The organism is Rickettsiales bacterium (assembly GCA_035765535.1).
Classification (GTDB): domain Bacteria; phylum Pseudomonadota; class Alphaproteobacteria; order Rickettsiales; family JABCZZ01; genus JABCZZ01.
The window spans coordinates 50,517-74,749 of record DASTXE010000005.1 but is presented as its reverse complement, the minus strand read 5'-3'; the positions used below and the strand labels follow the sequence as shown (position 1 = coordinate 74,749).

Below are 24,233 nucleotides of genomic sequence, written 5' to 3'. Positions count from 1 at the left end.
ATTGGAATAATCCGCCAATGTCCAAAGTTTTTATAAGAACATGGCTGATAATATTGATAATTATCGCCATTTTCATACGTGTGCACGGTGTCGACCAATATGCTTACGGGGACGACGAATTGCTCCACACCGCCATTGCCGGTGCAGACTCCCTGAAACAGGTACTGCAATTTTCCCTTTATGAGGCCCACCCGCCATTGGGCAATATCCTGCGCCATTACTGGCAGGAAATCTCGGATACGGTATGGTTTTCAAGATTATTTTCATTGCTGTTCGGCATCGCACTCGTTCCACTATACTACCGGATCGGCCGCCGTCTGGGTGGTGAGTTTGCGGGCCTCTGCGCAGCCGCATTGATAACATTCAGCTTCGGCTGCATCATCCAATCCTATATCGCTCGCAATTACACAGTTTTCCTGCTCTTTCTCTCCTTAAGCTTTGACGCATGGCTCTCCTGGCGTGAAAAGCCTTCCTTGCGCTCGTTACTACAATACGGCGGATTCGGCCTGCTCGCCTGCCTCACACATTTCTTTGCGGTACTGAGCCTTACACCGCTCGCGGTGCTTGAAGCGCTCCGCCTCTATCGTACGGGTCAGAAATCCAAGCTGCTGCAATGGCTTGGGATCAATGCCTTGCTGGCAGTTTCAGCTGTGTTGATTACACTGCCCTGGCGGAAAACTCTGGCACTTGCCCAGCCTTATTCCCATTTCCCAACCGATCTTACCCAGACAGTCTATAATGCCCTGTCTTATCCGTTTCACGATCTGGATTATCTCCTGCCCTCGCCCTACGCTCTTTATCTGCTGATTCTATTGTTTGCGCTACGTGCGGGAAAACATTCACAGGCCACGCGCAACTGCCTGGCACTGGCGGCTTGCGGCATCGGCATCAAAATCTTCATGATCGTCACGCTGCATTATTCCTCGTCCGGCACGCGGCACGATTTATGGCTGATTCCGCTTATTATTCCCTGCGCTGCCCTCATCATATCAGATGCTGCCAGTGCATATTCCTCCAAGACTCATACAATGGCAATCATGCTGCTCACAGCCGGGCTGCTAGCTTACAGCCCGCAGCGGCGTTTCACGGACTATAGCGAATATGGCATCAAACAGGCAAATCTTGACGCTGTAAAATATTACCTGGAAACACTGGACGAGCATGACGCCATTATTGCCGAACGCGACGAAGCGTTCCGCATCAAGGATATCTATCCCTATCTAGGCGATGCCGCTTTCACGGGCAAGGATATGGCCCTGAAAATCCCCTACGAGAGCACCTCTTTGATCGTGAATCCGTATTACCGCCGCCTACGCACACGCAATCTTCTTCTCACTACGCTGAAGGCGGCAGAGGAACAGCATATGCTGGACGGCGTGGAAAGGCTTATCTTCATGCATTCTTATCCTCAGGCGGTGCTGATAGGCTGTCCGGAGCTGGACAGGCAGATATTCACTTTCCCTCCCACGGGGAAATCATTTACCGCTGAGGAAGCTTTCGCCAATCCGGCGATGCTGCTCATCGTCCGCAAGAAAGATTTTCTGGAACAGGTTGTATCCGAAAACGGAAAAGCCTATCACTGCCTGAAGGAAAACACCTATCTGGAACAATATGTCGAACCGCCTCCGGGAAACAAAATCCATGCCGAATAACGAACGCATTTTCTCAAAAACTTTCATCTGGGGCTGGCTGACAGTTCTCATCCTGCTGGCTATTTACGTCCGCGTGCATGGCGCTGGCGTCTATTACTATAGCGAAGATGAAATCCTGCATATCTGGCTCGCCAAGGCAAAGTCGCTGAAGCAGCTCATGGTGCTCTCGCTCTATGAAACCCATCCGCCGCTTGGCCATCTGTTACGCTATTACTGGCTTCAGATAGATGATTCCGTCTGGTTCTCGCGCTGCCTGTCACTTGTCTTCGGCATTGCGACAATCCCGGTCTATTACTGCATTGGAAACCGCCTCAAGGGCCAGTTTGCAGGTATGTGCGCCGCAGCACTCGCAGCCTACAGCTACGGCTCGATCATCGAATCCTATGTCACCCGCAACTACTCTATCTTCGTCTTCTTCGCCACGATGTTCCTGTATTACTATGTGCAATGGCGCGATAGCAGACAGAATAAACATCTATGGCTTTACGTATTCTATGCACTGCTTGCAGCCCTCACGCATTTCTCCGCCATACTCGCCATCTTTCCTATTGCAGCTTATGAAACCGTGGATGCTTACGTTACTAAACGCCCGCTTAGGAGCCAACTGCAATGGATTGCGCTTAACTTTACGCTCGCCGCAATCGCCATAGGCATTTACCTGATCTGGTTTTTCAAAGGCATTGTGCTTTCTTCACCTTATTTCCATGTCGATGAGTGGTATAAATATATTCTGATCACCCTGATCAATCCGCTCACCGCTACGTTATACGTGCTGCCATCGGCTTATTTCCTACCGCTGATAATCTTTCTACTGTTCCTGCCGGTCGTTCGCGAAGACAAAAAATTCCGAGATTTCTCGGCGATCTGCGTTATCGCGCTGGAAGTCGGCATGTTCCTAATCGCCATCAATCATTATTATCCCGCAGGCACGCGCCACGGTATATGGGTGATGCCCTTCATCATCGTCACTGCAGGCTGGATGATGGGCAATGGGGCCGAGCTTTTGAGCCCGTATATCGAACAAAAAACCCGCATCAATGGCAATATTGCTGTCGCCACACTGATCTTGCTAGGAAGTCTTATTCTCTGCAACGCCGGACAACGCTTTGAAAAAGAGCCCAGCGAATACCAGATGAAACAGGAAAACTGGCAGGCCATGACGGATTACCTGAAGACACTGGACAACCACTCCGTCATTATCGCCGCGCGTGATGACGCTGTTATGTTGCACGATACTTACCCTTACCTCGGCAAGGATGCTTTCACGGATAAAAATGCTGCCGTGATAATTCCTTATGCTAATACGCATATTATCATTCATCCTTACGAGCGCCGAATCGAAACCACTGGCATCCTGCTTGCAACGTTGAACCAAGCGCAGCAGAAGGGTATGCTGAACGGCGTGGACAAACTTGTTTTTATGAAAACCGTGTGGGACGTCTATGCCAAAGGCTATGAACCTCTGCCATGGCTCTTTACCTGCAAACAGCTTGATAAGCAGATCGTCTCCTTCCCCTCCTTTAATTTCCCTGAGATAACACTCAAGAAATCGGTTTCGGATGAGGAAAAGGCGCTTGCCCCGGCAGCATTCATGACTGTTTCCAAGAAAGAGTTCTTCGAGCAGGTGATCGCACCCAACGGAAAAGCACATGAATGCCTTAAGTAAACGCTCCGCAATGCTATGGCTTGCGCTGCTGGTAGCAGTGGGTACTTGGCTGCGCGTGCATGGGGTGGACGCTTACCATTACCATGCAGACGAACTGATGCATATTGGCATCGCTCAGGGCAAGAATCTCCGACAGGTATGGCAGTTCTCACTGATGGAGACCCATCCTCCGCTCGGCCATATCTTACGCCATTACTGGCAGATGCTGGGCGACTCCGTGCAATTCACGCGCGGCTTTTCTCTGCTGTTCGGCTTAGCACTGATCCCACTTTATTATGTAACCGGTAAAAAGCTGGGCGGCCAGTTCTGCGGCATATGCGCAGCCATATTAATTACCTTCAGCCAGGGCTGCATCGTCGAGTCTTACGTTGTGCGTAATTACACCTTATTCCTATGCCTGCTGACAGCTGCATTTTATGCTTATCTGGCATGGCGCGAAAATCGTAAGACCTCATGGCTTATTGCCTATAGCCTATGCGCTGGACTGGCCTGTTTTACGCATTTCTCAGGCATTTTCACAGCGCTCTGCCTGTTCGCATATGAACTGTCATGTATGTTGCAGTCAAAGATTCCCCGCAGGGAAGCAGCAAACTGGCTGCTGGCCAATTCCATTCCTGCTATGCTTTTCTGGAGTGCCTATCTGCTATGGCAACCGGCGCTCGCGCCCGTAGATGCATTAGCCCGCCAGGAAATGGCCTCGCAGAATATCTGGGAGCAGATTGCGTTGCTTCCGTCTTATATTATCTCCGTCATCAGTTATATATTCCCGGGATGGCCTTTTATCTTCTTATTGGTCCTCGCGTTGATACCCGTAATCAATGGCAAGAATACCGTGCTTAAATCTACGCTGGCACTGGCAGGCACAACATTGTGCTTCGCCGCAGCTTTATGGATAAGCCGCGCTTACCCGTTCGCCGGAGACCGGCATAGTCTTTGGATGCTGCCTTTGCTGGCCATACCCATGGGCTGGCTGCTTGCCGAGGGTTTGCAGTATTACAACAGGCATTTGCGCTTTTTCAATATTATAATCGCGCTTACGCTCTTCACTCTAGGACTGCAATGCGCCAATCCTATCTACCGCTTCGACGATCAGACGGAATACGGTATGACCGAGACAGAATGGCGACAGGTCTCAGCTTATCTGCAATCACTCGGTCCAGATTCACTTATTGTCATGGGCAGAACGGATGCAATTATGCTCGCCCCCTCCAACCTGCAAATGTATGCGGAATTAGGGGATAGCAACCCCCGTAATATTTCCGCTCTCGCAGCTCTGATGCCTTACTATCGTACCACTCTGCTTTGGAATAACCGCCGCGATATGCGTATTTATAAGGATAGCATGCTCCTTGCCATGCTGGAGCAGGCAAAGAATGCAGGTATCCTGAATCGTTTTACTCATCTCGTCTTCGTCAACACCTATCTCAATTCTGCCCCTATGATGCATCTGATCGAGTGCAACGCACTTGATAAACAGATAACCACATTTCCTGCCCTCGCATCCGCAACTCCGCTCGCCGGTGCAGAGATGCACAAATATCCGGTCATTTTTGTTGCTGTAAAGAAAGATGACTTTCTGAATGAAGTCCTCTCACCCATTGGGAAAGCCCATCATTGCCTTGCGCAATAAAAAACCCCCGCGGCAAAGGCCAGCGGGGGTTCCTTTAGACCTATGCTTAAAGAAGTTTATTTCTTCTTATCGGCTGCAGCTTTTTCCGGATGACGGCTGTCAACGATTTCGTCGATCAGGCCGAAATCCTTAGCCGCTTCAGCGGACATGAAATTATCGCGATCCATTGCCTTTTCAACGGTGGAAAGCTTCTGGCTGGTATGCTTCACATAGATCTCATTGAGACGGTGACGCAGCGAGATGATTTCCTTGGCGTGGATTTCGATATCCGAAGCCTGACCCTGGAACCCGCCGGAAGGCTGGTGGATCATGATGCGTGCGTTCGGCGTAGCAAAACGCTTACCGGTAGCACCTGCCGTGAGCAGCAGGGAGCCCATGGAAGCTGCCTGGCCGATGCAGAGCGTGGAAACCTTCGGCTTGATGTACTGCATCGTGTCGTAGATCGACAGACCTGCAGTCACAACGCCACCCGGCGAGTTGATGTACATGGAGATTTCCTTGTCCGGGTTTTCCGATTCAAGGAACAGCAGCTGCGCCACGATCAGCGAAGCCATGCCGTCATGCACCTGTCCGGTCAGGAAGATAATGCGTTCTTTCAGCAGGCGGGAGAAAATGTCATACGCACGTTCGCCGCGGCTGCTCTGTTCCACTACCATCGGGACGAGGTCCATGTGCGGAACATTACCTGCATCCATCATTTTATCAAAAATATTCTTCATATCCTGTGTCATAATACTTCCATATTAAGGTTATGCGTGATGGGCTTAAGAGTTAGCAGCCTTTTTCTTCTTAGGCTTTTCCTCGGCAGCCGGAGCGTCTTCGTCGATTTCCTTCATCAGCTCTTCCTGGGAAACCTTGCGTTCGGTCACCTTGGCTTTGCCGAGAATCAGATCGACTGCTTTTTCTTCCATGATTGGGCCACGCAGCTCCTGCAGATACTGCGGGTTTTTCTGGTAGAAATCAAAGATAGCGCGTTCCTGGCCCGGGAACTGCCTCGCCTGCTGCATCACAGCACGGGAAAGTTCTTCCTGCGTGATCTGGAGCTTATTCTTGGCAGCGATATCCGAAAGCGCAATACCGAGCTTTACACGGCGTTCAGCGATCTTGGTGTATTCGGTGCGCAGCTCTTCGTCGCTCTTGCTGGAAATCGCTTCGTCGCCTTCTTTCTTCGCCTGTTCCAGCTTGTCCCAGATCGCCTTGAATTCAGCGTCGAACATGCTTTGCGGAACGGGGAACGTCAGGCGCTTGTCCAGATCGTCAAACAATTGCTTTTTGATCTTCACGCGCGACATGGATTCATGGTCGCCGCCCAGCTGATCTTTGATTGCTTTCTTGAGGCCTTCGAGGTTCTCGAAGCCGAATTTCTTGGCGAATTCGTCATTCACTTCCGGTTTTTCGCCTTTGAGGATTTCATGCACATGCACGTCGAATTCAGCGGGCTTACCGGAAAGATCGGCCTTATGGTAGTTTTCCGGGAACGTAACTTTTACAACCAAGTCGTCACCTTCCTTGGCGCCGACAATCTGGTCTTCAAACCCCGCGATGAAGCTGCCGCTGCCGAGTTCAAGCGCGAACTTCTTTGCAGCACCGCCTTCAAACGCCACACCATCCACCTTGCCGGTGAAATCGATCACGGCACGGTTGCCCTTTTTAGCTTTCGCGCCTTCTTTTTCACGCACGAAGTTCTGGTTACGCTCTGCAAGACGTTCAATCGCCTCATCGACTTCCTTTTCATCGATATCGCAAGTCAGTTTATCGAGTGCAATCTGGGAGAAATCCAGTTCCGGCACTTCCGGCAGCACTTCCATATCGATCTTGAATTCCAGATCGCCGCCTTCTTCGTAAGCGGTGACTTCCACTTTGGGCTGCATGGCAGGCGTCAGGTTCTTTTCACGCAGAACGTTCTGGGTCGCTTCATTCACCGAACCTTCCATAACTTCGCCGGCGACATGTTTTCCATAGCGCTTCTTCAGCACGTTCATGGGCACATGACCGGGGCGGAATCCGTCGATCTTCATGTTCTTGGACATCGACTCCAGGCGGGCTTCCGTCTTCTCGTTAAGGGTTTTGGCATCCAGCTTTACGGTAAATTCGCGCTTGAGGCCTTCATTTTTAACTTCGGTGACTTGCATAGTGGGTAACGTTCCTTTTTTTATAAAAGTAGAGTTAGGCAAATAATCATAATTAAAGGGAAAGAGCAACTATATCGTTGCAAAAAGTTTAATCAATGCCGGGGCTAAGATCACCACGAACAGGGTCGGCAGAATGAAAACGATCATGGGAACCGTCATGATTGCCGGAAGGCGCGCGGCCTTCTGCTCGGCACGCAGCATGCGCTGGGTTCTGAACTCCGCCGCCAGCACGCGTAGCGCCTGCGCAACAGGTGTCCCATATTTCTCAGTTTGAATCAACACCCCCGCCACACCACGTATTTCGGGAATATCAACACGTTCCACGAGATTACTGAGCGCTTTCTTACGGTCCGGCAGGAAGCCGAGCTCAATCGAAGTCAGAGCAAGCTCTTCAGCCAGTTCGGGATAGGTCATGCCAAGCTCGCGCGACACACGGTCGAGCGAAGCGGCGAGACTCAATCCCGCTTCCGCGCAGATCATCATAAGATCCAGAGTGTCGGAAAGCCCCTGCTGAACCTTGTGATAGCGTTTCTTCAACGCATTGCTGACGATAAGCTGCGGCAGTTTGAACCCCAGCAGCACCATCCCTAGCAATATCATCAAATTCGTCTTGTCAGCAAACGGATCGGAAAATTTAATGTCCAGATCGTAAATTCCCACTACGAAGGCAAAAATCGGTCCCACCAGCTGGAAAAATGCATAGATAAAAATCGCATCTTTCGAGCGGTAACCGGCATTGGAAAGTGTTTTGGTCATCTTTCCGACCTGTGACTTCTGGATCAGGTTCATCTTGTCAACAATCAGACGTATCAGATCCACGCTGGTTGAGCTGGAGCCACTTTTCTTGCCGCGTTTGCGCGGCGCCATTAGCTGCCCCTTCAGAAGCGCTCTGCGCTGGTGAAGTGACCGTACACGGGCTGCTCTGCGCTGGGTCTCAAACATGCTGGTGGCAAGCATATACAGCACCACAAGCCCCATCAGGCCTGTGAGAAACATGTAAACGTCATTGGCTTTAATATCGGGGAGGTACTGAAGAATCGGCATTTTTTGTTTCCCTCCCCTGTTAAATCTCGAACTTCGTCATTTTAATCATGATGCCGATTCCAAGCGCCAGGCTGAAACCACATCCCAGTGCAATCATATTGCCCTTGGCCGTATCTATAAGCGGATCGAGATAGCCCGGCGAAACAAACCGCAACGCCAGAATCACGATAAACGGCAGTGAGCCGACAATCATGGCGGATGCTTTTGCTTCCGATGACATCGCTTTAATTTTAAGCCGCATCATGAGGCGCTTACGCAATACGTCAGAAAGATTATTAAGGATTTCCGAAAGGTTACCACCCGTTTCACGCTGAAGAATAATACTGGTAACAAAGAAGTTAAATTCCGTCGAATTGAGCTTTCGCGCCATATCCTGCAAAGCTTTGTCCAGCGGCACGCCAAGCCTTACCGATTCTCCGATATGGGAAAATATGCTCCTGATCGGCTCCGCCATCTCATTGCCGACGATATTCATGGATTCCGTTACCGGCAGACCGGATCGCAACCCGCGTACGATGAAGTCAATTGCATCCGGAAACAGCACCAGGAATTTTTTGATCCTGCGCCCTCCCAGAAAACCGATAACAAAATGCGGGACAACCACGCCCAGCATCACCCCAACTATGATGCCGCCGAACGCCGACTTGCCAGTCAGCAGAAACAGACCGACACAAAGCGCAACAACACCCGCAGAGCCCATAACGTAACGGTCTGTAGGAATAGCCAGGCCTGCGCGTTCCAGTCTGGCCTTGAGCGCCGCCTGCGTAGGCAATTTACTGATGATGACACCGATAATGGGAACGGAATGTTCCTGTGTCTTGCGGCGCAAGGTAAGCGCATCCACTTGCTTTTGGACCACGACACCGGATTTACGATTCTTCATGCGCTGAATGCGTTGTTCGATACGCCTGCTACGGTCGCTTTTCCATAACAATAGGAAGAGCAGTATGCAGAAAACGGCTGCGAGCGGCGCTATCTGAAGCATTAATTGCTGGTTCATAGCCCTAACGGTTCATGTTTGAAGCACTCCTTGCATATCCCACGCGGAAACTCTTGCCCAAAGATGGAATATATGCCGGAAAGCTAACCACAACACTATAATATATAAATAGAAATCAGTCCACTACCGATTCGGGAATATTCATTTTATGCCGCCGCCACACAACCATGGCGATAAAGGCCGTATTGCCGCAAATAATGAACAGAGGGTAAAAAATATTCACAAGGTAATAATGCTCCATGGCAAACAGGGAAAGTATCACCTGTATAAGGCCGATAATGTATAGCTGCAGCATTTCCTGATGTGGTTTATAATAGGATTTGCGAAAAGTGGGATAATACCCCCCGAAAGCGTCGATAACCGCCACCATAATAACGGCCGTAAGCGGATTCTTAGTCGCATACCAGACTGGCAATATGCACAATGCCCCCACGAACATAATGCAATCGCTGCGTCTTATATCTTTTTCTCCGATAAAGAATGCAAGCAACGCCACAAGAAAACAGAAAGCAGCCACCAGACAGGTTGCCCACGCCCCCGCCCCGGCCTCATTGGTATATTGGGCATAAAATGCTATGGAGGTCAGGATTCCCCAGGTCGTCCAGGAAAAAGCATGCGGCTTCGTTCGCCCCTGAAGCACGGAACGCAGGTAAAACACATAACTGATGGCGGCGGCGACTAACGAACAATAACCAATCAGTGTTTTGATTTGTATCATTTATAAAAGACGGTTCTTGGCAGTATAGACAATAACGGAAACAGCAATAAAAATACCGATCCAGCTTAGTGCATTACCGGACATGATGAAGCCTAAGTCCATAAATCCAGGGATTTTGCCCACCATCCCCATATGCTCCGGCGGCATCTGCGTGGCATAATTTCCCAACTCGACAAACAGATTCAGCACTCCCATGCCGGTGAGGCTTGTCAGCACCACTTCCGTACGCCCCTGGTTACGGTGATTCGTCTCCTGATTCAGCACCTCGATATTGGATTTGCACAGTTCAAGCTTCTTGGAAACGTTTCCAGCCAGCACGGCAAAATCCCATTCCTTCTGCAGAACATGGAACAGTTTGCGCGGCACTCCCTGCAATTCCATCATAAAGTCATTATAACGTACCTGCAGGATGGTAATCTTGTTGATAATGGATTCCATTTCTCCGCTCAGCCGGCGCAGATTACGGCTGCTCTGCCGGTTAAAGGTGGTGCCGATATATTTAACGAGATTCAGATTCACCACGTCCAGCGCCGCATAGTAGTATTGCGCGGTCAGCATGACATCCCACAACTGTCCCAGGTGACGCGTATCCATTCCCGCCGGCATAAGCACCAGACTGTTTCCTGAATTCAGATGCACTTCCGCTCCGCGCACATGCTGGATCTCATGCTGCTTGAACAACGGCTTCATCCATGCGTTCACGGGATAATCGTTATAATAGCAGAGTGTCCGGTTTACCCACATCAGGATAAAACGCTTACGGATATCATTGCGCGGCTCGTCAGCATCACCAACCAGATCGAGGAATATGTTATAATCATTCACCGATTGGATAAAGTGGCTTTCCACCTTCTCACTGAATTCCCGCAAGGCTTCCAACAGAGGAAAGATATAAGTCTCGTAAAGGCCTGCCAACAGAAAATGTACCAATACGGTCGTCCATTCATCCAGCCGGTTCCAAGCACCAGTCTGTTTAGTGTCCACGGCCAGCTCTAACGACAATGTCGCAATGGTGTTATCCTGCAGGTCCACCCGCAAAGATGCGATATCCGGGGTAAAACAATTCGAATGTTGTCCGACCACTTCATCCGCCATAAGGGCGGACTTGGTATAAATTTTCTTGAGCTCTTCCGCTTCGGAAGCTTTGAAATGCACTGTAAAAACGCGCGGTGAGAGGTAAAGGCTGCCATTGGCATTCACGCTGATATAGCGCGACCCGATTTCTGAATCGCTCGCCTCAACCGGTACATTCACGATAACGTCAAGCGCCGGGCTGATGCGACTGCATATGCCGCTTTGCGGATCCTGCAGTTCCTTTTCCACTTGCCTGAGAAAGGCAGTAAACGCTCCGTGATTGGCGGCAACAAGTGAACTGTCGAGACTGAAGAGAACGCGGAAAGGAGCAATAAGCTTCAACATATGTGAGTCTATGAATAATAAGCGTTAAGATACGGCAGGCACACCCGTAAAACCCGCTTGTATTGTAACCATAAAAAACCGTAAAGCACCACTAAAATTCGGTAGTGACTATTTTTCTATTATGATAATCAATGTTTATGCTGACCAGAATTCTATCCGTCCTGACGGCCCTTCTTCTTTGCCTGTGTAATATGCCGGATATGGCATATGCGCAGCAACAGGAGCACCCTGCCGATACGGAAACCATCGAAGTGCCACTGCAGGACGACCCCTTCGCTGTCTTCATTTACGAACAGACGATGTGGCTTGTGGCAGAAAACTCAGCACATATCACGCTGGACGCATTGAAAAAGAATAATCTGCGCTCCGTAACCCATATCGCCCAGATCCCCTCAACACAGGCAGAGATATTCACATTTCAGTTGAGTGGTGACTATTCCGCCACGGTCGAAAAACCTTCTGAGACCGCTATCAACATTCTCCTGCACCAGGGCATTCATAAGCCTTCATCCATCCTGACTCCTTACATCAGCACCGGAACGGATAAACAATCCTCACTGGCTATTATCCTGAAGAATATACGCGCGCCCATCACAGTGAATGAACCGATGACCGGCAGCGACTTCCTGGTAGTGCCCACCAGCGAAATCGGCAGCGGCACCTACCCTACACGCTCCTTTGCAGAATTTAACCTGCTGCAGACCGTTCAGGGTGTAGTAGTACAGAAAAAACTGGATGCGGTAACGGTCGACACAAACAAGGAAGTGGTAAAAGTTTCCGCTCCTTTAGGATTGAAATTCTCGCCCTCTATCGTCGAGCAGCTGAGCGACCTGCCGGAAAAAGAACCCGAAGGCAAAGCAAAAACACTCTTCCCCTACCAGCGCTGGAAACTCAGCGACAATAAGAACTTTGTCGCAACAGAGATGAAGCTGTTCCATGAAATTGCTTACGGCGATATGGATTCCTCCAACAAGGCCCGCCTTAAACTGCTGGAGATTTATCTCGGCCAGGGACTATTCGCGGAAGCGCTGGGCATGTCTAATGACATATTGCGCAGCAGCTATCAATTCTACCGCACAAACAACGTCGCGGCAATGCGCGGTGCAGCGCATTTCTTCTTGCACCATCTGGAGAGGGCTGAACGCGATTTTGCCTCCCCCGAACTGGCGGACGATAAAGAGGCTGCAATGTGGCGGACTCTTTGCCATCAGGAACTGGGCGATTCTTCCTCGGTGTTTGATTTTCCGGGCAATTACGAACGCTATATCAGCAAATACCCCCCTTCTTTCATCCAGAAACTGGCCATCATCTCCGCGAATGCCAGCATTAACCGAAAGGATTTCGATACCGCTCTCAACACATTCAATATTATTGTAAAGAGCAATCTGGACGAACCTATACAGCGTTATATCGAATATTTGCGCGGCAAAATCTATTCCGAAACCGGTAATGAAGATGAGGCGCAGCGTATCTGGGAAAAACAGTCAAGCTACCTGGACGATCCGTTGATACGCGCAAGCGCTTCCTTCTCCCTGACGAACATGCTCGTGCGTGAGGACAGAATTACAACGGACAAGGCCATCACTCAGCTGGAAAAGCTTTTATTCGTCTGGCGTGGCGACAGCCTGGAACTCAATATCCTAACATTGCTAGGCAACCTTTATCTTGAACAGAAACGTTATAGCGATGCACTGCACACATTCCGCGAAATCGTCCGCTACTTCCCGGAATCAGCAGGCACAATTAATGTAGCGGCCAAAATGGAATCCATTTTCGTTTATCTCTATAATAAGAACGGCGCAGACAGCATGCTGGCGCTGGATGCGCTTGCGCTCTTTTATGAGTTCAGGGATCTCGTTCCGAGCGGACGCGACGGCGATATGATGATACGTAATCTGTCGGAGCGCCTGGTGAAGATTGACCTGCTGGAAAGAGCCGCCGAACTTCTGAACCAGCAGGTGCAGAACCGTCTTCAGGGCAGCGAACGCAGCCGTGTGGGCGCAAGGCTCGCCGAGATTTACCTGAAGAATCACCAGCCGGACAAAGCGCTCGATACCCTGAAAAACACTGGTTACGGCGATCTTCCAGCGGATGTCCAGCTACAGCGCATTCGCCTGACGGCAAAAGCACTCGCGGCAGAGGGCCACTCGGATAAGGCTATTGAAGTATTGAACAGCGACAACAGTCCCGAAGGCAGCATGCTGCGCCTGAGCATCTACTGGAACAATAAGGACTGGCCCAACGTAACACTGACGGCCGAGGAAATCCTCAGCAACCGTAACGATCCCGGTGCACCTCTCAATATTGAAGAATCAGGAGTGCTACTGAAACTGGCTACGGCTTACGTCTATGAGCATGATGCCGGACAGATACAATATCTGCGCGATTATTTTACACCCCTGCTGAAAGACAATCCGGACAGGCAAAGCTTCCTCTTTATCACGAGCGAATCAGGCTCGACCGATTACGACAACCTGCCCAATATCGACCAGGATATCAAAACCATCAAAACCTTCCTCGCGGACACCCGCAAGCAAGGCAAGAGCGATAAACTGACTCCATAAAGCGGCACAAAAAAACAGGGGCCGAAGCCCCTGTTAAAACCGTTGTTCGATTCTTATTTATTCATACGCTCAAAGAAATCGTCATTCGTCTTGGCGTCTTTAAGCTTATCCAGCAGGAACTCCATGCCGTCCATAACGCCCATCGGGTTAAGGATACGACGCAGCACCCATACTTTCGTAAGCATGCCCTTATCGTAAAGCAGGTCTTCCTTACGTGTGCCGGACTTGGTGATGTCGATCGCCGGGAATGTACGCTTGTCGGCGAGCTTACGGTCAAGGATAAGTTCGGAGTTACCCGTACCCTTGAATTCTTCAAAGATCACTTCGTCCATGCGCGAACCGGTTTCGATCAGCGCCGTCGCAATAATCGTGAGCGAGCCACCCTGTTCGATGTTACGTGCCGCACCGAAGAAACGCTTCGGGCGCTGCAGCGCATTGGCATCCACACCGCCGGTCAGAACCTTACCGGAAGAAGGAATCACGGTGTTATAAGCACGGGCCAGACGCGTAATGGAGTCGAGCAGAATGACCACGTCTTTCTTATGCTCCACAAGACGCTTCGCCTTCTCGATCACCATTTCAGCCAACTGGACATGGCGTGAAGCCGGTTCATCGAACGTGGAACTGACCACTTCACCTTTTACTGTGCGCTGCATGTCCGTCACTTCTTCAGGACGCTCATCAATCAGCAGCACGATCAGGAAACATTCCGGATGGTTTGCCGTGATAGAGTGTGCGATATTCTGGAGAATAACGGTTTTACCCGTACGCGGCGGCGCCACGATCAATCCGCGCTGGCCTTTGCCGAGCGGGGCAACGATGTCGATCACACGGGTGCTGAGATCATTTTTATTGGAAGCCTTTTCATTCTCCATCTGGAGTTTTTTATCCGGATAGAGCGGGGTAAGGTTGTCGAAGTTAATTTTGTGCTTGATGGAATCCGGCGGATCGAAGTTGATGCTGTTGACTTTCAGCAGGGCAAAATAACGCTCGCCGTCTTTGGGGGCACGGATTTCGCCTTCCACCGTATCGCCTGTGCGCAGGCCGAAGCGGCGCACCTGGCTCGGTGAAACATAAATATCGTCAGGGCCTGCAAGATAATTGGCTTCGGGAGAGCGCAGGAAGCCGAATCCGTCCTGCAGCAGCTCAATCACACCTTCGCCAATGATCGGAGTGTTTTCGGCAACTTTTTTCAGGATCGCGAAAATAATGTCCTGTTTGAGCATCGAGCCGGCATTCTCGATCTGATATTCTTCGGCAAGCGTAAGTAACTCGTCGGGCGATTTACGCTTTAATTCTTGTAAACGCATAGGGAAAATCTCTTAAATATAATACTGAAATACAGGGAGGGGGGAACTAACTGATACTGCTGGGATTTCTTGAAAGCACCACCAGGTGCACCTTAAGTTTCCTGACCGAACGGCCAGACTGCTATTAATGTACCAATTATTTCCCTCCAGTCAACAGGAATGAGGGGCTGGATTATTAATTTTTTGCTGATAATGTGAGAGATACTCTGACCTAAATCATGGATTTATAATGCTTAAAATTATCGCTGGGAAATATCGTGGTAAGAGAATTGAAATCAAGGAAAATGCAAAGATACGCCCGACCGGAAGCAAGGCGCGCGGTGCTATTTTCAACATACTCATGCATGGGCAGTTCGGCGCAAGCGGCCATTCACCGCTGATCGGCAAGCCCGTACTCGACCTTTTCTGCGGAACCGGTGCACTCGGGCTGGAAGCGCTCTCGCGCGGCGCAAGCCACGTAACCTTCGTTGACGAATCCCAGGCTTCGCTTTCGCTTGCCCGCACCAATGTGCAGCATCTCGGTGAGGAAGAAAATGCGCGCTTCGTCCGCAGCGACTCCTCTTCCCTGCCCAAATCCTATAAAACCCACTCGCTCGCTTTTCTCGATCCGCCCTACAACAGCGGTCTGGCACCAAAATCGCTCAAAAGCCTGCATATGCAGGGCTGGCTTGAGCCGGACGCTGTGATTGTTGCAGAGCTTGCGCATAAGGAAACGCTGGAACCGCCCGAGCATTTCACTGTTTTTGACGAACGCCACTACGGAAACACGAAGATTGTTTTCCTGAGATACACGGCTCAACCGAGCGCCTGATTCAGGTTAATCTTACCGCTGCCACGCTTGGCCGCCTGCTGCTGCGACGGGTGCGGCTTCCACCCCGTCATGGTGACCAACTCAAACGTCGCAGTTACACCACCTTCATCCGAAGGGAAATGACGCACATAATAATCGCAGATAGCAGCAATATGCGCGCGCGACATAAACCCGGGATGCTGCTCACATAATACATTGCTCTCCCCCATACCACGCAGGTCCTGCATGAGTTTTAGCGGCGTATCGTAATGCACTTCTATGCTCTCGCTGCCGATAACAGGCAATGAGAATCCTGCTCGCTGCATAAGCGCCCCTGCATCGCGCACTTCCACGAAAGGCGCCACCCTCGGCGAAAGCGGGAATCCGTGTTCGGCAGAAGCACCGGTTACCGAATGCCGCAGCTCAATAAGTGTGTTTGCCCCCGGCACAATGGCAATAAACAACCCGTCCGCTTTGAGAGTATTGCGTATCTGGATCAGGCTGCCGGGAAGATCGTTCACATGATGCAAGGAAAGAACGCTTGTAACCAAGTCGAATATATCGGATGCAAACGGTAATAGTTCTTCATCGCAGACAATATCCGGCTGCATAGCCTGGGCTAAATCCGCACCGATAATATGACTGCTGGCGCCCAGAACCGAAGCCAGTTCACCTTGGTGGCATCCCAGATCCAGCACCAGCGGAAACTCCCTTGCCACATCGGCAACGCAATCCGCAAGCCTGCGAGCCGCTTCCAGTTTCAGAAAGTTGAAACGCTCCCATTCCCCTGCAGCACGATTGCGGCGCTTGCGCAAAAGCGCGCGGTTAAAAATCTTGCTATTATCCATTGCCCACCTAGAATTTACCGATGCGGATAGTAAAACAATATTACGTAAAAGCAAAACCTATCATGGGTGCCGTAGTAGACACACTGTTTCCGGCGCGCTGTCCTGCATGCCGGGAAACGGTCGGCCAGCACGGTTCACTCTGTTCCGCATGCTGGCAAAATATTCACTTCATCACGGACCCGATGTGCTGCAAATGCGGGGTTCCCTTTGAATATCATATTGGTGAACAGGCATTTTGCGGCCCCTGCATGACACGCAAACCCGCCTATACACAGGCCCGCGCAGTATTTCGCTACAACGAAGCCAGCCGCGGCCAGGTTCTGGCAATGAAATACCATGATAAAACCCAGCTAGCCCCCGTATTCGGCGCGTGGCTTGCACGCATTGCCCAGGATTATGCCACGAAAACCCACGCCATTATACCTGTTCCCCTGCATTATACACGCCTCATCTCCCGTCGCTATAATCAGGCCGCGCTGTTGGCGCACGCAATTTCCACTCATACAGGCCTTCCTGTACTGCCTGACACACTGCTTCGGGCACGCAAAACACCACCACAATCGGGGCTTTCCCGCAGGCAGCGCGAAGACAATATGCGCGGTGCCTTTCATATTAAAAAAGGGAAAAACAGCATATTGAAGGGCAAATCTGTCTTGCTGGTGGATGATGTTATGACGACCGGAGCAACGCTGGAAGCCTGTTCCCGCACCCTGCATGACGCTGGCGTCCGCGATGTTTACGTGCTGACCATCGCCCGTACCGTACTGGCGGAATAGGGTTTTTCCCGGAAAACTATTTAAATCAATACCGTAATAAAACGTTAACAATTTTATGCTAATATTAGTTAATTACCCGCCAATAGGGGCTATATATGGCATCCGCAAGAAGAGAATTACTGAACTGCCTTGGGCACTACACCCATGTTCAGAGAGCTTCAGGAGCATCCGAACACGAAGTCGCGCAGGCTTTATTGAGAAAGCATAAAGACAATGCTGCGGAAATCGTCATCGTAAACGAATTTCTGGCAGCTATGAAAGAGGGTAAAACGAATGATATCGGTTTGATTGATCCTGACGGTGTTACCGAAGGGAACAGACACCGAATCCATAGCACATTGAATGCCTTCTTAATCCGTGCAAGCTAGCGACCGTCCAACTGCTTTTCCAATGCGTTGCTTGTTGTATCCGCCGCACCATGAGATTGATGGTGGATAAAATTAAAGCAGCTAAACACCAATAGGCCGAACCAGAACACAATAATCACCGGCGTAACGGTTTTGTTCAAAGAAAACGCGTTGGAATTCTTCAGATCCTCTTCATCGGTCGCACCGTATTTATCGGCAACGAAGAAGCTTTCCAGATCTTGCTTAAGTAAAGGATCCTCTATGGTTTCGAGGCTCTTGAACAAACGCTTTTCCTTATAATGCCATGCAAGGATCATCTTCTCCGCTGCTCTTACTGTCTTGCCGAGCGAAAGTGCGAAATACACCGCGATCGCAAACAGCAGCAGTGAGTTATAAAGCACGAACACCTGATCGGAATTCGTCGCAATAATAAAATAGGAAGTAATGAGCAGAGTCTGCATGTAGATCATCCAGCTCATGCGTGCATTGATGAGCTTGCATTCATGCATGTCTTCCTTGCGGTAGTAATAAAGCCCGGCAAGAAAGTCTTTCTTAAAACTGCTCATACATCCCTATTTTTTAAGGAAGCGGCTTCCCGGCTTGACCGCCGGAACATCTTTCAGATGCGCAGGCAGTGCGTCCGGCTGATATACAGGCACGGAAAGCTTCATTAGCGAAACCAGCGGCACCGGAAGGTTCTTGGCCCCTTCCCCTCTGTCGATCAACGAAGCTTCGGCCACGACCACACCGCCCTGCGCCTGAATGCACTCAATCGTTTCCAGCGAAGATTTAGCGGTTGTCACGACATCTTCCACCACAAGGATTTTGCTGCCCGGCTCAACGGCAAAACCGCGGCGGAACGTAAACGCACCGTTTTCGCGTTCACAGAAAATGGAAGGAATGCCCAACTGCCGTCCCATTTCATATCCGACGACCACACCGCCCATGGCCGGAGCGACTACCATGTCGAATTGGATGCCCGTAAGCTGCTGGCGGATTTTGACCGCAAGTGCAGAGCATAAACGGTCAGCACGCTTGCCGTCCATCAGCACGCGCGCGCACTGGAGATAAGTGTCGCTATGCAGGCCGGAGGAAAGGATGAAATGCCCTTTCAGGATTGCGCCTGCGTCCGTAAATTCTTTAAAAACTTCAGTTTCATTCATAAATAAATTGCACACTAAATTCATATACTAATCAGCCCGGCGCGATTATAATGGCAATATAAATATTTTGAAGCAATAAATAACGGTCCTTCTCATGCTTGAACATATCCTTGCCGAGATAGCGCATCTGCCGACGCATAACCTTGTCGGCAAAGTGTTGTCCGTGAAGGGATTGCTGGTGGAATGCAGTGGGATTGAGAAAATTCTGAGCGTTGGCGCGCGCTGCCAGATTGAAGGCATCATTCCCATCAACGGCAGGCTGCCGAAGGTCATCGCCGAAGTTATCGGCTTCCGTGAAGACCGTGCGCTGCTGATGCCCTATAACAGCCTGGAAGGCATCGGCCTCGGCGCGCAGGTTACATTTCTGGGTTATGAATCCGCCATTTTTCCGGACGACTCCTGGCTCGGCCGCGTCATCAATCCGCTGGGCGAACCGATGGATAGCGGCGGCATACTGCCGATGGGCAAAACTCCCTACAAACTGCGTGGCGAGCCGCCGCCCGCCCACACCCGCCAGCGTGTACGCGGCAAGATCGACCTCGGCGTGCGCGCCATCAACACTTTCCTGAGCTGCTGCCGCGGCCAGCGTATGGGCATCTTCGCAGGTTCGGGGGTGGGGAAATCCATTCTTATGTCCATGCTGGCACGCTATTCGCAAGCCGATGTCAACGTGATCGGTCTCGTCGGCGAGCGCGGCCGCGAAGTACAGGAATTCATCGAGGACGATCTGGGCGAGGAAGGCCTGAAACGCTCGGTCGTGGTCGTGGCCACCTCCAGCGATTCCGCCCTGATGCGGCGTCAGGCTTCTTATTTCACCCTGTCCGTAGCGGAGTATTTTCGCGATCAAGGCAAAAATGTATTGTGCATCATGGACTCCGTCACACGCTTTGCCATGGCGCAACGCGAGATAGGCCTTTCCGCCGGTGAGCCGCCAACCACAAAGGGTTATACGCCAACTGTATTCTCCGAACTGCCGATGATTCTGGAACGTGCAGGCCCGGGCGCCGTAGGTTCAGGCTCCATCACCGCCATGTTCAGCGTGCTGGTGGATGGCGACGATCATAACGAACCGATTGCCGACGCCGTGCGCGGCATTCTGGACGGTCATATCATTCTCGACCGCTCCATCGCCGAACGCGGCCGCTTCCCCGCCATCAATATTTTGCGCAGCGTTTCGCGTACCATGCCGGATTGCAATACGGAGGAAGAAAACAAGCTCGTAACGGCAGCACGTCAGATTCTTTCCACGTACGAGAACATGGCGGAAATGATCCGCCTTGGCGCTTACCGCAAAGGCACGGACCCGGAAGTGGACAGAGCTATTCAAATATATCCTGCCATCGATAACTTCCTACGCCAGCGCAAGGATGAACCAAGCGATCTCGAACGCGGTTATACGGAACTCGCGCGTATCCTGGGCATGAAGTAAAGGACCCTAAATTGCAACCGTCTGTTTCCTCCTCTCCCGCCCTTCCCAAAGCCAACGGCGGATTTACCCTCATAGAACTCAGTATCGTACTGGTCATCATTGGTCTTATTGTCGGTGGAATATTGACCGGGGCGGAACTGATAAACAATGCGTCAATGCGTGCACAGGCGACCCAGCTTGAACGCTACAATACTGCCGTCAATACATTCAGAAGCCAATATGGGGGCATTCCCGGCGATCTAAACGCATCGCTTGCATCGCAATTCGGCTTTACCAGCAGAAGCGGCGCGCAGGGACATGGAGACGGAAATGGCGTTCTGGAAGGAGCCTGCTTCAGCAGCTGTTCGCAGCCCGCATACTCATGGGATGAGGGAGGGGAAACGCTCTTCTTTTGGGAAGACCTGTCTTCAGCCAATTACATTGATGGTAATTTTAACACGGCCATCGACACCGGCAACGGCACGATTAACGCTACCACGAACCCAAGCTTTGATGCTTTTCTACCCAAGGCCAAAATCGGCAATGGCAATTATATCTATACCTACAGTATTAACAGTGGCAATTATTTCGGTCTTTCCGTACCGGTGCAGATCGGCCTGAGTGGAAACTATACTTCCAGTCTCGGCATGTCGGTCTATCAGGCTTATTACGTGGATAAGAAAATTGACGACGGTCTACCCAAATCCGGTAATGTCATAGCACAGTACAGCGCAGGCGGCGCAAGCCCTATTAAGTATGCCACCAATGCAGCTACGGCATCTTCAACCACATGCTTCGATACGACATCGCTACAATATTCGACAAGCCAGAATAACGGCACAGGGATCAATTGCGCGCTAACGCTCAAAATGCAATAAGCCTATTACGCAACACGCACATATTCTCCGTTCATGACAGCTTCCCAGGAAGCGCCGCCATCGAATGAGCTTTCAAGCTGCAGGCTGTATTTACCGTCTTGCTTAAAATTATAAATATGGCGAGTCATGCCGCGTTCGGAGACACGGATAAAAGAGAGCGTATCTGCGTTTTCAAGAATTCCTTCAGCTGGCTGTGCGGGGACGAATCCGAAACTGTCAAACCAGAAAAGCTTATACTGCTTTAATTCAGCACTGCATGTAAACACGGCATGCGCCTGCAGCCAGGACTTCCCATCGCGCACCGCGCTATATTCCTGCGTCAGCATCTTGCCACTCCACTGCTCACGGGCAGTAATATAAGCCTTGGCTATTCCGCCCGCTCCCCACTTGGAAGGGACGATCATTTCTTCACCCTCCCAGATTCCACTGAGTTTGTGCAGCAAATTATATTCCATGGAAAACTAATCTTCGCCGAATTTGTCTTCGACCAGCTTCTTAAGCGCATCTGCGGCGTCGGCAGCCTGAGCCCCACTGATACGAAGACGAATGCTGGAATTGCATTCAGCACCCAGCATCATCAGGCCGAGTATAGAACCGCCGGAAACATCCGTAGCCTGAGCACCATCAGCCACGCCTGCACCGGCGACTTTTGCCACCAGCACTTTGGCGTCATATATTTCAGCGGTTCTTACGAACTTAGCTGCAGCCCGCGCATGCAGGCCTTTCTTGTTGGCAATCCTGACTACGAGCTCCGTGTCACCCATTGCCGACTTTATCCTTCTTGGGTTCCATGGAAAGCAGGTTGCTCGCAACATTGATATATTTGCGGCCAGCTTCCTGCGCCATGCTCACCGCTTCCGTAATCGGGACGGTGGAACGGATGCTTGCGAGCTTCACCAACAGCGGAAGGTTCACCCCTGCTATCACTTCTACGGGAACCTTGCCCATAATTGAGATTGCCAGATTGGAAGGTGTCCCGCCGAACATGTCCGTGAGTACCGCAACCCCTTTGCCGGTATCGACTTCCTTAACGGCAGCGATGATATCTTCGCGCCTTTTTTCTACATCGTCATCCGGTTCAATGCAGATCGCCCGGATATTTTCCTGCTTGCCGACCACATGTTCCGTTGCGGAAATAAAATCCAGGGCCAGCTTGCCGTGCGAAACAACAACAATACCAATCATTCTTTATCCTTTTGTTTTATGATATAAATCTATATCACTCTTTTTCCAGATCGCGATGCCGGATGCCTACGTTATACTCTTTCTGCCTTAAAAATCCAGCAAGCTTTTCAGTCATGAAAACAGAACGGTGCCTCCCCCCCGTGCAGCCGATAGCAATCGTCAGATAGCTCTTGCCTTCTTCCAGGTAACGCGGCAGCAGAGGCTCTAATAATACCGTTAAATTATGAAAGAAAGTGCCCGCATCGGGGTCATTCTCGATAAAACGTACAACCCCCGCATCGAGTCCTGTCTGGTCTCGCAAAGTATCGTCATAAAACGGGTTACGTAAGAAACGGACGTCGAACACGATATCCGCATCGCGCGGCACACCGCGTTTAAAAGAAAATGAAGTAACGAAGACCGAAAGCCGCTTATTGTCATTACCGTAATATTCACGGATTGCCCGGCGCAGATCGCCGTTGCTCCACTGGCTCGTATCGAATGTCACATCCGCCAGATCACGCAGATGTGAGAACATCTCACGCTCATGCGCAATGCCGTCCATGACGGGCCTGTCCAGCGCGAGTGGGTGTTTGCGTCTTGTCTCGGTGAAACGCAACTGCAGGACGCTGTCGTCACAGTCCAGAAAGAGCACTTCTACTTTGTGCCCCTGCTTCTGCAGCGCCGCCACTACATCCTTAAAATGGGAGAGTGAAAAATCACGGCTGCGCACATCCTCACCGATAGCCAGGCTGTGAGACTCACCATAGCCGGAAGCAACAAGCGACGGAATTAACAGCAGCGGGACATTGTCGACAGCCTCACAGCCTATGTCCTCCAGCGTCTTTAACGCGACCGACTTCCCTGCCCCTGATAATCCCGTAACAATTAATATCCGCATATATATTTGTGAATGCCTTTATGGTATGGTAACCCATGAGCGAAAAAATATTCGTTGCACAAAACAGTACAAGCGTTTTATTACAGCATAAACACACAGAAATAAAGTATGAAAAACCCGGTAATCTGCGCCATCGACACCACCGACGTCAACGAATCCGATAGCCTTATCAAAACCTTGCGGGATGATATAGGAGCCATTAAGCTCGGCCTGGAATTCTTTACAGCCAACGGGGCGCGCGGCGTAAGGAAGCTTGCCAACCACAATATACCGGTATTTCTCGACCTGAAATTCCACGATATTCCGAACACGGTTGCCAAAGCCATTAAAGCAACCGCCGGAATCAATACTTTCATGATGACGGTGCACACTGCCGGTGGAAGAGCAATGCTACAGGCTGCCATCGACGCCTCTATGGAAGTAGCATACCTGACCGGCAAGGATCGCCCGCTCATCATCGGTGTCACCGTACTCACCAGCCTGGACCAGGATGATCTCAACATGGTCGGCATTAAGGATAACCTGAACGATCAGGTCGCGCGCCTTGCAGACCTCGCACAGAGCTGCCGCCTCGACGGCGTAGTCTGTTCCGCTTATGAAATCGCAGCACTGCGCAAGCAATGCGGCAATGATTTCACGCTTGTCGTTCCCGGCATCAGACCGGCAGGCAGCGCGGCAGATGATCAGAAACGCACGCTCACCCCAGCAGAGGCCATGAAAAAAGGTGCTGACTATCTCGTCATTGGCCGCCCGATCACGGAAGCGGAAAATCCGCATGAAGCGGCCAAGGCAATATACGAAAGCCTGAAATAACTTCCCCTCT

24 protein-coding genes are annotated in these 24,233 nt (G+C 50.9%); 10 read left to right on the top strand and 14 right to left on the bottom strand.

Features of this window, described 5'->3' with window-relative positions; translation table 11 throughout:
- Positions 1-17: 17 nt before the first annotated feature.
- From VFT64_07895 to VFT64_07885, 3 genes are read left to right on the top strand one after another with little or no spacing between them, the layout of a single operon-like run.
- Positions 18-1,652, top strand: a complete 1,635-nt coding sequence (locus VFT64_07895; GenBank protein HEU5047750.1) for a glycosyltransferase family 39 protein — start codon at positions 18-20, stop codon at positions 1,650-1,652.
- Positions 1,612-3,318: a glycosyltransferase family 39 protein gene (locus VFT64_07890; protein HEU5047749.1), complete on the top strand. Its 1,707-nt coding sequence runs from the start codon at positions 1,612-1,614 to the stop codon at positions 3,316-3,318. Before VFT64_07895 ends, VFT64_07890 begins: the two co-directional genes overlap by 41 nt.
- Positions 3,302-4,948 carry a glycosyltransferase family 39 protein gene (locus VFT64_07885; GenBank protein ID HEU5047748.1) on the top strand — a complete coding sequence of 549 codons (1,647 nt, stop codon included), beginning with the start codon at positions 3,302-3,304 and terminating at the stop codon, positions 4,946-4,948. Before VFT64_07890 ends, VFT64_07885 begins: the two co-directional genes overlap by 17 nt.
- Before the next feature lie 56 nt (positions 4,949-5,004).
- On the opposite strand, the gene clpP is transcribed toward VFT64_07885, so the two are convergent.
- From clpP to VFT64_07855, 6 genes are all read right to left on the bottom strand, one after another.
- Entirely contained in the window at positions 5,005-5,619 is a 615-nt protein-coding gene (clpP, locus tag VFT64_07880) for an ATP-dependent Clp endopeptidase proteolytic subunit ClpP (protein HEU5047747.1), read from the bottom strand.
- A 93-nt stretch (positions 5,620-5,712) separates the two neighbouring features.
- Positions 5,713-7,080 (bottom strand): trigger factor, encoded by a 1,368-nt coding sequence (gene tig, locus VFT64_07875; GenBank protein HEU5047746.1) that lies wholly within the window; start codon positions 7,078-7,080, stop codon positions 5,713-5,715.
- A 69-nt stretch (positions 7,081-7,149) separates the two neighbouring features.
- Complete coding sequence (locus tag VFT64_07870; GenBank protein HEU5047745.1) at positions 7,150-8,124, bottom strand: type II secretion system F family protein; 975 nt, start codon at positions 8,122-8,124, stop codon at positions 7,150-7,152.
- 19 nt (positions 8,125-8,143) lie between these two features.
- Entirely contained in the window at positions 8,144-9,124 is a 981-nt protein-coding gene (locus VFT64_07865) for a type II secretion system F family protein (GenBank protein HEU5047744.1), read from the bottom strand.
- Between the two features lie 115 nt (positions 9,125-9,239).
- On the bottom strand, positions 9,240-9,842 hold the full coding sequence (locus VFT64_07860) for a hypothetical protein (protein ID HEU5047743.1): 603 nt from the start codon (positions 9,840-9,842) through the stop codon (positions 9,240-9,242).
- Positions 9,843-11,261 (bottom strand): hypothetical protein, encoded by a 1,419-nt coding sequence (locus tag VFT64_07855; GenBank protein HEU5047742.1) that lies wholly within the window; start codon positions 11,259-11,261, stop codon positions 9,843-9,845.
- Positions 11,262-11,398: 137 nt separating this feature from the next.
- Between VFT64_07855 and VFT64_07850 the strand changes: the two genes are divergently transcribed.
- Positions 11,399-13,825 carry a tetratricopeptide repeat protein gene (locus VFT64_07850; protein HEU5047741.1) on the top strand — a complete coding sequence of 809 codons (2,427 nt, stop codon included), beginning with the start codon at positions 11,399-11,401 and terminating at the stop codon, positions 13,823-13,825.
- Positions 13,826-13,878: 53 nt separating this feature from the next.
- On the opposite strand, the gene rho is transcribed toward VFT64_07850, so the two are convergent.
- Entirely contained in the window at positions 13,879-15,135 is a 1,257-nt protein-coding gene (gene rho / locus VFT64_07845) for a transcription termination factor Rho (GenBank protein ID HEU5047740.1), read from the bottom strand.
- A gap of 229 nt (positions 15,136-15,364) precedes the next feature.
- On the opposite strand from rho, the gene rsmD reads away from it, so the two are divergent.
- The gene (rsmD, locus tag VFT64_07840) at positions 15,365-15,946 is read left to right on the top strand and encodes a 16S rRNA (guanine(966)-N(2))-methyltransferase RsmD (protein ID HEU5047739.1); all 582 of its coding nucleotides are present in this window, start codon (positions 15,365-15,367) and stop codon (positions 15,944-15,946) included.
- Here the strand turns inward: rsmD and VFT64_07835 are convergent.
- Positions 15,931-16,773, bottom strand: a complete 843-nt coding sequence (locus VFT64_07835; protein HEU5047738.1) for a methyltransferase domain-containing protein — start codon at positions 16,771-16,773, stop codon at positions 15,931-15,933. The two genes, rsmD and VFT64_07835, sit on opposite strands and share 16 nt — an antisense overlap.
- A 62-nt stretch (positions 16,774-16,835) precedes the next feature.
- Here VFT64_07835 and VFT64_07830 point away from each other — a divergent pair, with 62 nt between their 5' ends.
- Entirely contained in the window at positions 16,836-17,549 is a 714-nt protein-coding gene (locus tag VFT64_07830; protein ID HEU5047737.1) for a ComF family protein, read from the top strand.
- A gap of 95 nt (positions 17,550-17,644) precedes the next feature.
- Complete coding sequence (locus tag VFT64_07825) at positions 17,645-17,917, top strand: hypothetical protein (GenBank protein ID HEU5047736.1); 273 nt, start codon at positions 17,645-17,647, stop codon at positions 17,915-17,917.
- Here the strand turns inward: VFT64_07825 and VFT64_07820 are convergent.
- Positions 17,914-18,462 (bottom strand): hypothetical protein, encoded by a 549-nt coding sequence (locus tag VFT64_07820; protein HEU5047735.1) that lies wholly within the window; start codon positions 18,460-18,462, stop codon positions 17,914-17,916. The two genes, VFT64_07825 and VFT64_07820, sit on opposite strands and share 4 nt — an antisense overlap.
- A gap of 6 nt (positions 18,463-18,468) precedes the next feature.
- Positions 18,469-19,059 (bottom strand): orotate phosphoribosyltransferase, encoded by a 591-nt coding sequence (gene pyrE, locus VFT64_07815; protein HEU5047734.1) that lies wholly within the window; start codon positions 19,057-19,059, stop codon positions 18,469-18,471.
- Positions 19,060-19,153: 94 nt separating this feature from the next.
- Between pyrE and fliI the strand changes: the two genes are divergently transcribed.
- Together fliI and VFT64_07805 are read left to right on the top strand one after the other, a co-directional pair.
- On the top strand, positions 19,154-20,488 hold the full coding sequence (fliI, locus tag VFT64_07810; GenBank protein HEU5047733.1) for a flagellar protein export ATPase FliI: 1,335 nt from the start codon (positions 19,154-19,156) through the stop codon (positions 20,486-20,488).
- Positions 20,489-20,499: 11 nt separating this feature from the next.
- Complete coding sequence (locus tag VFT64_07805) at positions 20,500-21,345, top strand: prepilin-type N-terminal cleavage/methylation domain-containing protein (protein HEU5047732.1); 846 nt, start codon at positions 20,500-20,502, stop codon at positions 21,343-21,345.
- A 5-nt stretch (positions 21,346-21,350) separates the two neighbouring features.
- Here the strand turns inward: VFT64_07805 and VFT64_07800 are convergent, their stop codons facing one another.
- Genes VFT64_07800 through rapZ form a run of 4 tightly spaced genes read right to left on the bottom strand, consistent with a single transcriptional unit; the run spans position 21,351 to position 23,410 of the window.
- Positions 21,351-21,800 carry a hypothetical protein gene (locus tag VFT64_07800; protein HEU5047731.1) on the bottom strand — a complete coding sequence of 150 codons (450 nt, stop codon included), beginning with the start codon at positions 21,798-21,800 and terminating at the stop codon, positions 21,351-21,353.
- Positions 21,801-21,806: 6 nt separating this feature from the next.
- On the bottom strand, positions 21,807-22,109 hold the full coding sequence (locus VFT64_07795) for an HPr family phosphocarrier protein (protein ID HEU5047730.1): 303 nt from the start codon (positions 22,107-22,109) through the stop codon (positions 21,807-21,809).
- Positions 22,102-22,530 carry a PTS sugar transporter subunit IIA gene (locus VFT64_07790; GenBank protein HEU5047729.1) on the bottom strand — a complete coding sequence of 143 codons (429 nt, stop codon included), beginning with the start codon at positions 22,528-22,530 and terminating at the stop codon, positions 22,102-22,104. The genes VFT64_07795 and VFT64_07790 overlap by 8 nt, the downstream gene beginning before the upstream one ends.
- Positions 22,531-22,564: 34 nt before the next feature.
- The gene (gene rapZ / locus VFT64_07785; protein ID HEU5047728.1) at positions 22,565-23,410 is read right to left on the bottom strand and encodes an RNase adapter RapZ; all 846 of its coding nucleotides are present in this window, start codon (positions 23,408-23,410) and stop codon (positions 22,565-22,567) included.
- A gap of 108 nt (positions 23,411-23,518) precedes the next feature.
- Between rapZ and pyrF the strand changes: the two genes are divergently transcribed.
- Positions 23,519-24,223, top strand: a complete 705-nt coding sequence (gene pyrF / locus VFT64_07780) for an orotidine-5'-phosphate decarboxylase (protein HEU5047727.1) — start codon at positions 23,519-23,521, stop codon at positions 24,221-24,223.
- The last annotated feature ends 10 nt before the right edge of the window (positions 24,224-24,233 follow it).